Origin of the sequence: Rhodoglobus aureus, assembly GCF_039527955.1 — a bacterium.
Taxonomy (GTDB): Bacteria; Actinomycetota; Actinomycetes; order Actinomycetales; family Microbacteriaceae; genus Rhodoglobus; species Rhodoglobus aureus.
Genome location: NZ_BAAAKW010000052.1, coordinates 1 through 11,408, shown reverse-complemented (window position 1 = coordinate 11,408; position 11,408 = coordinate 1). Strand labels below are relative to the sequence as shown.

The 11,408-nt window shown below is 60.7% G+C and carries 11 protein-coding genes; 2 read left to right on the top strand and 9 right to left on the bottom strand.

Annotated features, from left to right (window positions below):
- Together ABD112_RS11740 and ABD112_RS11735 are read left to right on the top strand one after the other, a co-directional pair.
- On the top strand, positions 1–104 hold a 104-nt coding region (locus ABD112_RS11740), incomplete at its 5' end, for an integrase core domain-containing protein (RefSeq protein ID WP_343926085.1).
- A gap of 36 nt (positions 105–140) precedes the next feature.
- Positions 141–1,979 carry a heavy metal translocating P-type ATPase gene (locus ABD112_RS11735; RefSeq protein ID WP_343926084.1) on the top strand — a complete coding sequence of 613 codons (1,839 nt, stop codon included), beginning with the start codon at positions 141–143 and terminating at the stop codon, positions 1,977–1,979.
- Between the two features lie 85 nt (positions 1,980–2,064).
- Here the strand turns inward: ABD112_RS11735 and ABD112_RS11730 are convergent, their stop codons facing one another.
- The 9 genes from ABD112_RS11730 to ABD112_RS11690 form a co-directional block, all read right to left on the bottom strand.
- Complete coding sequence (locus tag ABD112_RS11730) at positions 2,065–3,573, bottom strand: FAD-dependent oxidoreductase (protein WP_343926083.1); 1,509 nt, start codon at positions 3,571–3,573, stop codon at positions 2,065–2,067.
- Between the two features lie 26 nt (positions 3,574–3,599).
- Positions 3,600–4,460, bottom strand: a complete 861-nt coding sequence (locus tag ABD112_RS11725; RefSeq protein WP_343926082.1) for an FAD:protein FMN transferase — start codon at positions 4,458–4,460, stop codon at positions 3,600–3,602.
- The gene (locus ABD112_RS11720) at positions 4,444–4,890 is read right to left on the bottom strand and encodes an FMN-binding protein (protein WP_343926080.1); all 447 of its coding nucleotides are present in this window, start codon (positions 4,888–4,890) and stop codon (positions 4,444–4,446) included. Before ABD112_RS11720 ends, ABD112_RS11725 begins: the two co-directional genes overlap by 17 nt.
- A 79-nt stretch (positions 4,891–4,969) precedes the next feature.
- Positions 4,970–5,371, bottom strand: a complete 402-nt coding sequence (gene mnhG, locus ABD112_RS11715) for a monovalent cation/H(+) antiporter subunit G (RefSeq protein WP_343926078.1) — start codon at positions 5,369–5,371, stop codon at positions 4,970–4,972.
- Entirely contained in the window at positions 5,368–5,634 is a 267-nt protein-coding gene (locus tag ABD112_RS11710; RefSeq protein ID WP_343926076.1) for an MrpF/PhaF family protein, read from the bottom strand. Before ABD112_RS11710 ends, mnhG begins: the two co-directional genes overlap by 4 nt.
- On the bottom strand, positions 5,631–6,242 hold the full coding sequence (locus ABD112_RS11705; RefSeq protein WP_343926074.1) for a Na+/H+ antiporter subunit E: 612 nt from the start codon (positions 6,240–6,242) through the stop codon (positions 5,631–5,633). Before ABD112_RS11705 ends, ABD112_RS11710 begins: the two co-directional genes overlap by 4 nt.
- The gene (locus ABD112_RS11700) at positions 6,239–7,795 is read right to left on the bottom strand and encodes a Na+/H+ antiporter subunit D (protein WP_343926072.1); all 1,557 of its coding nucleotides are present in this window, start codon (positions 7,793–7,795) and stop codon (positions 6,239–6,241) included. Before ABD112_RS11700 ends, ABD112_RS11705 begins: the two co-directional genes overlap by 4 nt.
- Positions 7,792–8,310 carry a Na(+)/H(+) antiporter subunit C gene (locus tag ABD112_RS11695; RefSeq protein WP_343926070.1) on the bottom strand — a complete coding sequence of 173 codons (519 nt, stop codon included), beginning with the start codon at positions 8,308–8,310 and terminating at the stop codon, positions 7,792–7,794. Before ABD112_RS11695 ends, ABD112_RS11700 begins: the two co-directional genes overlap by 4 nt.
- Positions 8,307–11,219 (bottom strand): Na+/H+ antiporter subunit A, encoded by a 2,913-nt coding sequence (locus tag ABD112_RS11690; RefSeq protein WP_343926069.1) that lies wholly within the window; start codon positions 11,217–11,219, stop codon positions 8,307–8,309. Before ABD112_RS11690 ends, ABD112_RS11695 begins: the two co-directional genes overlap by 4 nt.
- Positions 11,220–11,408: the final 189 nt, after the last annotated feature.

Sequence of the window (11,408 nt, the reverse complement as noted above, 5' to 3'; positions counted from 1 at the left end):
ACCCAGCCTGGCTCCACAGCTACAATCACCACAGACCCCACACAGGCATCGGCGGCCAAACACCATCAGACCGCATCCACAACCTCCCGGGGAACTACAGCTAGCTGGCCGGATGCCGCAATCGCGAGTAGAACGAGAACATGACAACTCTTGCTGCCGCGGTGCGCCGCTATCCGTTGGTAGCGCTCACGGTGGTTGTTGGAGTGGTTGGCCTCGCTCTGAACTGGACTCCGGCGTCCGCTGTTGTGCCGTGGCTTCTGTCGTTGTACGCCATTGCCATCGCGGTGCGCGAGTCGGTCTCGATGGTACGGAGGCTGTTTGCTCGCGAATTTGGTCTCGATGTTCTGGCGGTCACGGCGATCATTGCGACGGTGCTCGTTGGCGAGTTCTGGGCAAGCATCGTGATCGTGCTAATGCTCACCGGGGGAGAAGCGCTCGAAGACTTTGCGGCTGGTCGCGCCCAGCGCGAGTTGAAAGCGCTGTTAAGCCGAGTGCCCCAGATCGCGCACACTTTTGCCGACAACGGCGAGCTTGTTGACGTTGCTGTCACTGAGGTAGTGAAAGGCGATCGACTCGTCGTGCGCCCCTCAGAGATTGTTCCCGTGGATGCGGTGCTCGTTTCTTCGTCGACCTCAGTGGATGAATCATCCCTCACCGGAGAAAGCATGCCGGTAGAGAAGGTGGCCGGAGACCTTCTGTTGAGTGGATCCGTCAACGGTCCAGAAGCAGTGACAGTGACTGCCGCCGCGCCAGCATCAGAAAGCCAGTACCAGCGGATCGTGCAACTGGTAAGCGAGGCAGCCGCGAGCAAGCCACCTCTCGTGCGTCTCGCTGATCGCTATGCTGCACCATTCACTCTCGTTTCTGTCGGCCTAGCGGCGATCGCATGGTGGGTCTCTGGCGACCCGACGCGGTTCGCTGAAGTACTGGTGGTCGCGACACCGTGCCCACTCCTGATCGCGGCGCCGGTGGCCTTTATGGCGGGAATGTCGAGCGCATCCACTCACGGTGTTGTCGTGAAGAACGCCGGCACGCTCGAGGTGCTGGCCCGCGCCAAAACTGTCGTCTTTGACAAGACGGGTACCTTGACGAGCGGAACTCCCGAAGTGGTAGCCATCAGGCCAGAGGGCGGTCGAAGCGAGGAAGCCTTGCTCACCCTGGTCGCGGCGGCGGAGCAGTACTCCTCACACGTACTCGCAGCCTCACTCGTTGCCGACGCGCAGCAACGAGGCTACGACCTGCCATCGGTCACGGATGCTCGCGAAGTCGCCACGCACGGAGTTCAGGCACGCGTCGGCTCTGAACTTGTCACCGTGGGCAAGCCAGCATTCGTCGCCGAACAGGCGCCGGGGCTTGTCCGCCTTGAACTCTCGAGCGGTGAAGCGGCAGTGTATGTGGCTGTCGATGACCAGTACGCTGGCGCAATCGTGCTGCGTGATGCGGTGCGGGCAGAGGCACCTCGGATGCTGCACGACCTGCGGGAGCTGGGCATCCAGAAGACTCTGATGGTGACGGGCGATGTGCACCAGACGGCACAGAAAGTCGCCGATGAGCTGCAGCTGAGTGAGGTGCATGCTGAGTGCCTTCCGCAAGACAAAGTGCGGATAGTGCAGTCGATAACCCCTGGGCCGGTCGTCATGGTCGGCGATGGGGTCAATGATGCGCCCGTGCTTGCCGCCGCCAACGTGGGAATCGCGATGGGAGCGAAGGGCTCAACGGCCGCGAGCGAGTCTGCCGACATCGTGATTCTGGTCGACGATCTCTACCGTGTTGTTGATGCGGTGTCTGTTGGCCAACGCACCGTTTTCATCGCACTCCAGAGCATCTGGATCGGAATCGCCATCAGCGTCGCGCTCATGTTGGTCGCCATGACCGGAGTGCTCCCCGCCATCGTTGGCGCGGGCCTGCAAGAAGTCGTGGACCTCGTGACAATTCTCAATGCACTGCGGGCACTGAGTCTGGGCCGTCGCGCTCGATAGCGCCTCGTGGCCTGCGGTGGCCTTGCGGCCTGCAGCGGCCTAGTGGCCCGCGAAGGCCTATTGCCCTCACGTGTTCCGAGTAGGTCTAGTACCCAGAGAAGTAGTCAGTGTGGATGCGTCGGGCTCCGTTTGTGCGCAGCGCAGACTTGAGATCGTTGACGAGTGCGGGCGGGCCCGAGAGGTACACGCGTCGGCTGCTCAAATCGGTGACGAGTGCCGAGAGTGCGTCGCCGTTCATCCGGCCCTCGCCGCCGAGTACCCAGCCGGCAGGTAACCTCTCGGCCGGTTGTGGCCCGAATACAATCACGCGAACACCAGACTCGGTGAGCACCGTGCTGAACGGCAGCGGTTTGCTGCTGGAGGTCGCGTAAACCACAACGATGTCGCGGCCCTCATCTTGGCGGTGGGCGTGCGCAACCTGACTGGCAAACGGGGTAACGCCGATTCCTCCGGCAACGAGAAGCAAGGGTTCAGAGGTATCACGCGGCAAAACGAAGTCGCCCCAAATTCCGGTCGCGTTGACCTGCGCGCCACGGGGGAGGCCCAGCAGGGCAGCCTTGAAACTGCTCGCGTTCTCGGGGGCGGTGAAGGTCACCGAGAGGGTGGCCCCCGCATCCGGAGCAGACGAAATGGTGAAATAGCGACGAACTCCGCGGAAATCCGCCGAGCTGTGCGGCAGCGACAGCTCAATGTATTGGCCGGCCCGGAATGTGATGGGGCGGTGCGGGGCAAAAGTGATCTCCCACGTGCCTGGAGAAATCTCTTCGGTCTCGACCCGTGTCATCCGGATAGTGCGACGTTGGGTGAAGAGGAAGGCAACCAGGTTGCCGATGAGCAGGGCAAGCAAGGGGTCGCTGTAGACGGGTCCGATCGAGAACGGGATTGCGAACAGCAGCCCAACGAGCACGGCGAGGCTGAGTCGTTGCCAGCGGCGTGGGGGCAGGGTGAGGGGTTCGCTGAGCATGAATCCGACGAAGAAGATCAGTGGCGATGAGGCGAACGTGAAGCTCAGCGCTTCGGCGAGGGTGCCGCCACCGGCGATGGTGAGCGCGATGCGAATGCTGGCGGCGATGACCACAAAGACGATGCCCAAGTCGAGGCGCTGAGTGCGGTACAGAATCAGAAAAGAGGCAATGACGATGAACGGTTGAATCAGTGGCGTGCCAACCCACCAGGTCGGAAAGCCGAGAGGTGCAAAGATGAAAACGTACGCGCCGATCGCCGCAGGGTTAAAGATATGGCGTCCACGGAATGCGATGAGAAACTTGGATGCCCCGGCAATGGTTGAGGCGAGTGCAATGCCGAGCAATCCCATCAGTTCGAGGCTCGGGGCCATGATGAAGAACACCAGCAACCCGGTTATGAGCGATGATTCGAGGTGCGTTCGCTGCCGCACAATGCGAGCGCCAATCCAACTCGCGACGTAGCTGAAGACGACCGCGACCGGCAGGCTCGCGAGCAGCGCGAACGGGTCAGGGGAGACGAGGTCGAAGAATGCGAGCGCAATGGCGATGATCGCGATCGCGATGAGCGACATCAGCACGAGTTTGTACATCGCGATTGCACCGAGTGTGCGGTCTAGCCAGTTCTTCATGTGCCCGACTCTCCTGTGCCTGACTCTCATACAAACAACTCCCCGTTGAGGTCTGGCGAGTACTCTACTCTCCCCGTGGAAAACATCCGCACCCACTGAAAGTCGAATTCAGCGACTAGTGCTGTGGGCTCGGCGAAGAACAGGGCGGTGGCGAGCCCGTCTGCCTCGAGCGCTGTGGCGGCGATCGCCCACGTTGCGATGATGCGATCGGTGGGCAGACCGGTGCGAGCATCAAGGATGTGGTGCAGGCCGGCCCACGCCCGGCGATTGGGAGCCGACGCGCAAAGGGCCTGATCCCGAATCGACACGACGCCGATGGCTTTGCTGGTGTCGCGCGGATGTTCCAAAGCGACCCGCAGGTCGGCGTCGCCACGATGCAGAATGTCCCCGCTCGCATCCACCGTTGAGGCATCGACACCGTGTTCGCGCAGAACTTCGGCAACGAGATCCACGAGGTAGCCTTTGCCCGCCGCACCAACATCGAGCAGCGCGGGAGTGTGGGTGGTGAGTTCGTTGCCGTCCCAACTGAGGGCTTCGTGCCATTGGGGCACTCGCGTGCGTGCGGCGCTGGGTTGCAGGGAGTACGTGCGGTCATAGCCGAGTTCTTCGAGGGCGTGACCGACGAGGGGGCTCATGGCGCCCTGGGTTGCGGTGTAGAGGCGGCGGTAAAGCTCAAACAGTGGTGGGGCATCCGGAGGAAAGCGGTAGGTGTCTGGCGTGCGCGCGATGGTGCTGACCAGGGAGTCGTGACGGAAGCGCGAGTAGGTGCGATCGAAGTCGTCGATGCGTGCGGCAATAGCAGCATCGGCCTCAGCGCTCAGCGGCTGTGCGGTGTCGATCTGCCACGGCGCACCTATGGCCTCGAACTGTTTACTCGGCGAGAGCATCTGCCTTGATCGCAGCGACGGCCTTATTGAAGCCGCCGCTCGTGAGTGAGGAGCCGGCTACTTTGTCGACCGAGAGTTCGTCAATGTTCTTGCCGACGACGTCGGCGGCAATTCCACCAATGAACTCGCCCTGGAACTGTTTGGAGTTGGGGCTCTCGCCGAAACCAACAACGGCGACGTCGGTGATGACGTTGCTTGCGAGAGTGAGCGTGACATCCACTTGTTCGGCCCCGTTGGGAGAGGTGTAGTTGCCGGCTTCGGTGTAGGTGCCGTCGGCGTAGTCGCCGCTCGTGACGGGTGCTGCCGCGTCGGGTGTGGACGCGTCAGTTCCGGTGGCGGGGGCGGGGGCGGAACAGGCTGAAAGAGTACCCACGAGAGTGGCGCCGGCGAAGAGGGCGGTTGCGGTCTTGTTGTCGCTAAGGCTGCGCATGGGTCTCCAAGGATCGTCGGGTGTTTAGTATGCCCGAGGAACCCTGACGGGTTGCTGGAGTTTTCCCACGCAGTCAGGTTTAGTCCGCGGGCTGGCTGGGGTGCGTAGATTTGGTTGGCTCGCTCTGCTCCTGAGGGGCGTCGTCAATTGCCTGACCAAGTTCGTCTACGAACAACGATTCAGGAGCGATAATTCCGCCGCGATAACCGGCTCGAGCGATCATGTGGGCCGAGACGGGAGCTGTCAACATCTGAAACACGAGCAGCAGTAGGAGCACGAGAATCGTGGAGATTCGGCGTTCCTGTAGGGCGATGGCCAGTAGCACAAAGGCAAGGCCTAAGATCTGTGGCTTAGTGGTGGCGTGCAATCGCGCGATCGCATCAGGAAAGCGGATAAGGCCAACACCGGCTGCGAGAGATAAGAACGCTCCCAGGATCAGGAAGACGCCTGTGAGAATGTCGGCAATGGTGTCAAAAATCATGAGTGCGAATTTCTTGATACGTAGCGCGCAACTACCACTGAACCGAGAAAGGCGGTAGTTGCCAACACGAGCATTGCTGGCAGAGTTTTCGTGTGCGAGTTGTACACCATCTCAGCACCGAGAGCACAGATCATGGTCGTCAACAGCATGTCGGAGGCGATCATGCGATCGAGGATTGACGGTCCTTGAATGATCCGAAACAGAGCCAACACGGAGGCCGAGGTGAGCATCACTCCGACGGCGAGGAAGACCCACTCATTCATAGCGCAGCCTCCATTTCCTGAATGCGAACGAGGTCTTCCTTCGACCCGATGGCACGAACAATTCGTGATTCGACCGCAAGAACGTGCTGCCGCGTAGCCTCCACGTCATCCACAGTTTGTGTATCAAACGCGTGGAAATAGAGGATTGCCCGCTCGCGGTCGACTTCAACGACGAGTGAGCCCGGCACTAGCGTCGTGGCGATGGCATTCAGCGTAATGATGAAGTCGGACCGTGTGTGCAATTGAACCGCAATCATCGATGAGGGAGGGATTGGTCGTGGGTTCAGAGCTTGGAGCGCGACAGTGAAGGACGCCACGGTAACGTCGACAATAAAGTGTGCAAGGAAGACGAGCGAATACCAGACATTCAAACGCCCGGAAAGGTCAGCCGGGGGGAGATAGAACACTCGAGTGACGAGGAGGGCGACGAGGAATCCGGTGATGACACTGAGCCAGGTCAACTGTCCCCAGAGCACTGTCCACAAGACGACCAGTCCTAGCAGGAGCGGTAGTTGCAGCCAGACACGGCCACGAACTTCGCCTCGTGTCTCAGTCGCGGCGACATCCGGGGTCACGCTGTTCGCGCCGTTACTTTCTGGTCGGCTCATTCTGAACCCCCGGGGAAAACTGTCGTGACGTAGTAGCCGGGACCGTCGATATTTTCGCCCGCTCTGGCACTCAAGTCGAATAGTGGCGTGGCGAACACCGTGAGCGCCACACTTACCGCGACCATTGCTCCCGTCGCCCCGACCATGATGCGTGGGGTAGTGCGAACCGACTCCACCTCGGGGGAACCACCGATTTCCGCGAGATCCGGTAGTGGATTTTCATAGCTGGCGACTTCGTCCGAGTCGCGCCAGAAGATCATGCTCCACGCGCGGGCGAGTGCATAGAGCGTCAGGAGTGAGACGAGGGCGCCGCAGCCAATGAGAACCCACGCGGGCACCGAACCATTATTTGCTCCCGCTTCGAACAACGCGAGCTTGCCCAGAAATCCCGAGAATGGCGGAATTCCACCCAGGCTCAGCATGGGGATGAAGAAGAGAACGCCGATCATCGGGCTGGTCTTCAGTATGCCGCCGAGTTTGTTGATCCCCGTCGTTCCGCCTTGGCGCTCGATCAACCCTGTCGCGAGAAAGAGCGTCGTTTGAACCGTGATGTGGTGCACGATGTAGTACGTCGCGGCGGCAAGGCCAGCTGCTGTGTCGATTCCGATACCGAAGAGCATGTAACCGATATGGCTCACGAGCGTGAACGACAAGAGCCGTTTGATATCGGACTGCGCGACCGCGCCAAGGATTCCAACGATCATGGTGAGGGCTGCGACGATCAACAGCACGGTGTTCAGTTTCCCGTCGGGAAAGATGATCATCTCGGTGCGAATGATTGCGTACACGCCGACTTTGGTCAGCAACCCGGCAAACACGGCCGTGACAGGCGCAGGCGCCATCGGGTAGGAATCAGGCAACCAGAATGACAGCGGGAACACGGCGGCTTTGATTCCGAAGCCGATGAGGAGCATGACGTGCAGGATTAGTTGGATGTCCTCGGGCAGTTGTGCGAGTCGCACCGTGAGCTGGGCAATATTCACGGTCCCTGTCGCCCCGTAGATCATTGCGATAGCAGCGAGGAAGATTGCCGATGATACGAGACTGACAACGATGTAGACAGTTCCGGCTCGGATTCGTGGAGCAGTACCTCCCACAGTAATGAGCACATAACTGGCCACGAGGAGGATTTCGAAGCTCACATAAAGGTTGAATAGGTCACCAGCGACAAACGCGTTGAATACACCGGTCGCGAGAATGAGGTAAGTCGGGTAGTAGATCGATACCGGTGTTTCGCGATCGCCGTCGGCGAGGCCTTGACCCACCGAGAAGACGAGCACTGCCAACAGCACCGCCGCGGAAACGACAAGCATTAAGGCAGCCAACCGGTCGACGACAAGCACGATTCCGAACGGCGCCGACCATCCGCCAAGCTCCACGGCGATCGCACCGTTGGCATCCACAGTGACCAACAGGACGGCACCGATCACCAAGACTGCGCTGAGCACGCTCACAGCAATCAGTGTTTGCACACGCGGACGTTTCGCCTGTGTCAAGGCAGCGGCGGCACCGAGTAGGGGGAGGAGAACGACGAGGGTCGTAAGCGTATTCATGAGTCGCTCCGCCGCTCTGCCTGCTGTCTGAGCTTCTCAGCAATGCTCTCTTGCTCTTCACGTTCTTCTTGCACAGTGAGGTCAAGCGCTGTGGAAACGGCGGCGGCGGCACGGATTCCGAACTCTGTGTCGTCACCGGCTACATCGCGGTCGACCGCAACGGAGGTTCGGCGACGGGCCAAGGCGAGGTCTTCCGAGTCGTCGCCGACGACGTCGGCGTTCGCCAAACGCCATGAGCGGTAGATGAGCGCCAGGAGGAACGCCGAGACCCCGAAGGTGATGACTATGGCGGTCAGGATGAAGGCCTGAGGGAGTGGATCGGCCACAGTGTCGTCTTCCCCAAAGAACGGTGCAGCGCCAGAGGGACCGGAGACGATGAGCAGTAGAAGATTCGTGGCATTGCCGAGAAGTAAGAAGCCCAATAAGACACGAGTCATACTGCGTTCGAGGAGTAGGTAGACGCCCACGGCGTAGAGAATCACCATGATAATGACGAGGGTCAGCGATGCGTTCATATCGTGCTTCCGCTCTCTAACGACTCGGAGGACTCTTCCCGCTGGCGGTCGACCTCTGCGCCGAGGCTGCGGAGTACATCGAGCACGATGCCGATTATGACGAGGTAAACACCGATATCGAACACTGTTGAGGTGGAGAACTCCAGATGGCCGAGCACGGGGATCGTTGCCTCGAACCAGGTTGACGTGAGGGCATTCGCCCCGAACAGGAGAGGCGCGGTCGCAGTGCCCGCGGCAAGAGCAAGGCCAGCACCGAGAACCCTTCCAGCGTCAAACGGGGCCGCGGCGCCCAGTTCGTAACGCCCACCGGCGAGGTAGCGACCCGCCAGCGCGAGCCCCGCGACTAGTCCGCCAGCAAATCCGCCACCCGGGAGGTTATGTCCCGCGAAAAGAAGATAGACAGAGAGCACGATGAGCGCGTGAAATAGCAGACGGATGACGACTTCGAGCAGAATTGACCGGTTTTCCGGTGCGAGCTTTCGGCCGGCTAGCAGCCAGGCGTTGCGCGTCGACGGGTCCTGAACGCCGGGCAGGTACTCAGAGGAAACAATCTCGGGCGTTGGTTTTAGGCGAGCCCCTATTGTGCCTCGCGAGCGATTTTGGGAAGCGCGAGGGAGGTTGTCTGTGCGGCTGCGAAGGAACACCAAACTGGCGACGCCGGTGGCTGCCGCCACAATGACGGATAGCTCGCCGAGGGTATCCCAGGCGCGGATATCAACCAGAATCACGTTGACTACGTTGTTGCCGTGCCCGATCTCACGGGCAAGCTGGGGAAGTGCCTCCGAGATGGGGGCGTTGCTTCTAGCGCCGAGCGAAACCACGGCAACCACGCCCATGATGAGGCCAACTGAGATGCCGACGGTTGCTCGCAAAAGACGGCGAGAGCTGCCGTGCTCTTGCCCCAGCCTCGCCGGGAGCCTGCGAAGCACCAAAACGAAGGCGATGAGGGTGACCGTTTCAACCAGCACCTGCGTGAGAGCAATATCGGGGGCCCCGTGGAAAGCGAAGAGGGCAGCCATCCCGTAGCCGACTACACCCACGAGCACCGCTGCCTGGAACCTCTTCTGGGCACCGAGCAGCGCTACAGCGGCAATGATCATGACGGCGCCGATTGCGAGTTGCCCGGGGCTGTCGAACAAGGTTATCGAGCTTGGCCAAGTGCGGTTGAGCGTGAGCGCTGTGCCGACAGCGCCAACCATGACGAGCAGGATGACGGTGAGGTAGAACGGCAGCGAGCCTCGTTGGGTTGTGGCCGTCACTCTCAATGCAACGCGGTCGAGGGATCGGATTGTCGCCCGATAGAACTGGCCCGCATCGATGAGGGAGGGAACCCGTGACTGAGCTGCGAACACGCGGTCTCGAGCCCAGAACAGCCCGAGTCCGCCGAGAAGAGTCAGGATCGAAATGAGGAGAGCCGCGTCGAAACCGTGCCAGATCGCGAGCGAGTATTCGTAACCTTCCGACGGGAACTCGGTGGAGTAGCCAGCCAACACCGTGCCGACCGTTGCGAACAGGGGCGCCAATGCGATTCCACTCACGGCTAGCAGGCCTGGCGATGAAAGGAACCATACGTTCTCATGGAGAGGTCGTACTTTCTCGACGTCCTTCTTGCGAGCGAACGCACCCCACAGGAATCGCGCGCTGTATCCGACGGTGAGGGTTGAACCTAAGCCAACGCCGATCAATGCGATCCAGCCGCTGGTTGACCCGGAAGCCGCGCTCTCGAGAAAGCTGGCCAGTATTGCTTCCTTGGCGACAAAACCGGCCGTGAGCGGTATTCCGGCCATGGACGCAGCGGCCAGAACGGCGATACCACCCAGGAACGGAGCTTCTCGACCAAGGCCGCTGAGCTTGCGCAGGTCGCGCGTTCCTACCCGATGGTCAATGACGCCGACGATCAGAAACAGCGAGGCCTTGAATAGTGCGTGGGATAGCAGGAGCGCGACTCCGGCGAGCGCGGCTGTTCGCGTGCCAAAACTTACGACCGTCAGCAGGAATCCGAGTTGACTCACCGTGCCGTAGGCGAGGAGCAGCTTGAGATCGAACTGTCTGAGCGCTCTCCAGCCACCCACGACCATCGTGAGCAGGCCGAGGCTGAGCAAAAGGGGGCGCCAGCCTGGAGTATCGGCGAAGCCGGGTGCGAGGCGGGCGATGAGGTAGATGCCGGCCTGCACCATTGCCGCCGCATGCAGGTAAGCGCTCACCGGGGTGGGGGCAGCCATCGCTGCGGGAAGCCAGAACTGGAACGGGATGATCGCAGATTTACTGAGGGCGCCGACGAGGATCAGCATGATCGCGATCGTGACGGGAGTGCCTTCGGGGGCCAGCTCGATGAGCCTGGACAGGCTAGGGGTACCTGTGCGCTCGGCGAGCAGGACTAGCCCGACAAGCATGGTGAGCCCGCCGGCCGTAGTAACGATGAGCGCTTGCATCGCCGCACCGCGGCTCGCTAGGCGACCGGTGTAGTGACCGATGAGGAGGTAAGAAAAGACGGTTGTCGCTTCCCACAGAATGAATAGCAGGTAGACGTTATCGGCGATCACGAGCCCGTACATGGCCCCGGTGAAAGCAAGGAGCACGGAGGCAAACCGCCCAAGACCTTCTTCGGTATCGGAGAAATACTTGATGCAGTAGAGCATTACGAGCGCACCGATGCCGGTGACAATCAGTGCCAGCAACCAAGAGAGGGTGTCAACTCGAAAGCTCAGATCGAGGTGCAGCTGAGAGATCCACGGGAGGATCTCTGTGGGGGGAGCGCCGGCCAGCACTGCGGAGGTCTGCGTTAGCGTGTAGATGAACGCCGCTGTTGGCACGGCGGCGACAATGAAGAATACTCGAACACCGAGTAGCCGGGTAAGGGCGGGAACGGCGAGAGCGACGAGAGCAAAAGCCGCGAGAAACGCGATCACTAATCCTCCCGCGGCCCAGTTCGAGGTGACTCAGCGAATCACTGTTCGCAACAGTTTACGCGACGGTGTCCTGACGGTCGGAGGACCCGGGTTCTAGTTCGAAGTGCAACACGGTGTGGTTTCGTTCGATGATAGTTCTTGGAAGACTTCGGCGGGTGTTGCCCAGCCGAGGATTTTGCGTGGCCGGTT

Excerpts from the sequence above, each read along its gene's own strand:
- ABD112_RS11735 (WP_343926084.1), top strand. The coding sequence starts at position 141 with ATGACAACTCTTGCTGCCGCGGTGCGCCGCTATCCGTTGGTAGCGCTC.
- ABD112_RS11730 (WP_343926083.1), bottom strand. The coding sequence starts at position 3,573 with ATGAAGAACTGGCTAGACCGCACACTCGGTGCAATCGCGATGTACAAA.
- ABD112_RS11725 (WP_343926082.1), bottom strand. The coding sequence starts at position 4,460 with ATGCTCTCGCCGAGTAAACAGTTCGAGGCCATAGGTGCGCCGTGGCAG.
- ABD112_RS11720 (WP_343926080.1), bottom strand. The coding sequence starts at position 4,890 with ATGCGCAGCCTTAGCGACAACAAGACCGCAACCGCCCTCTTCGCCGGC.
- mnhG (WP_343926078.1), bottom strand. The coding sequence starts at position 5,371 with ATGATTTTTGACACCATTGCCGACATTCTCACAGGCGTCTTCCTGATC.
- ABD112_RS11710 (WP_343926076.1), bottom strand. The coding sequence starts at position 5,634 with ATGAATGAGTGGGTCTTCCTCGCCGTCGGAGTGATGCTCACCTCGGCC.
- ABD112_RS11705 (WP_343926074.1), bottom strand. The coding sequence starts at position 6,242 with ATGAGCCGACCAGAAAGTAACGGCGCGAACAGCGTGACCCCGGATGTC.
- ABD112_RS11700 (WP_343926072.1), bottom strand. The coding sequence starts at position 7,795 with ATGAATACGCTTACGACCCTCGTCGTTCTCCTCCCCCTACTCGGTGCC.
- ABD112_RS11695 (WP_343926070.1), bottom strand. The coding sequence starts at position 8,310 with ATGAACGCATCGCTGACCCTCGTCATTATCATGGTGATTCTCTACGCC.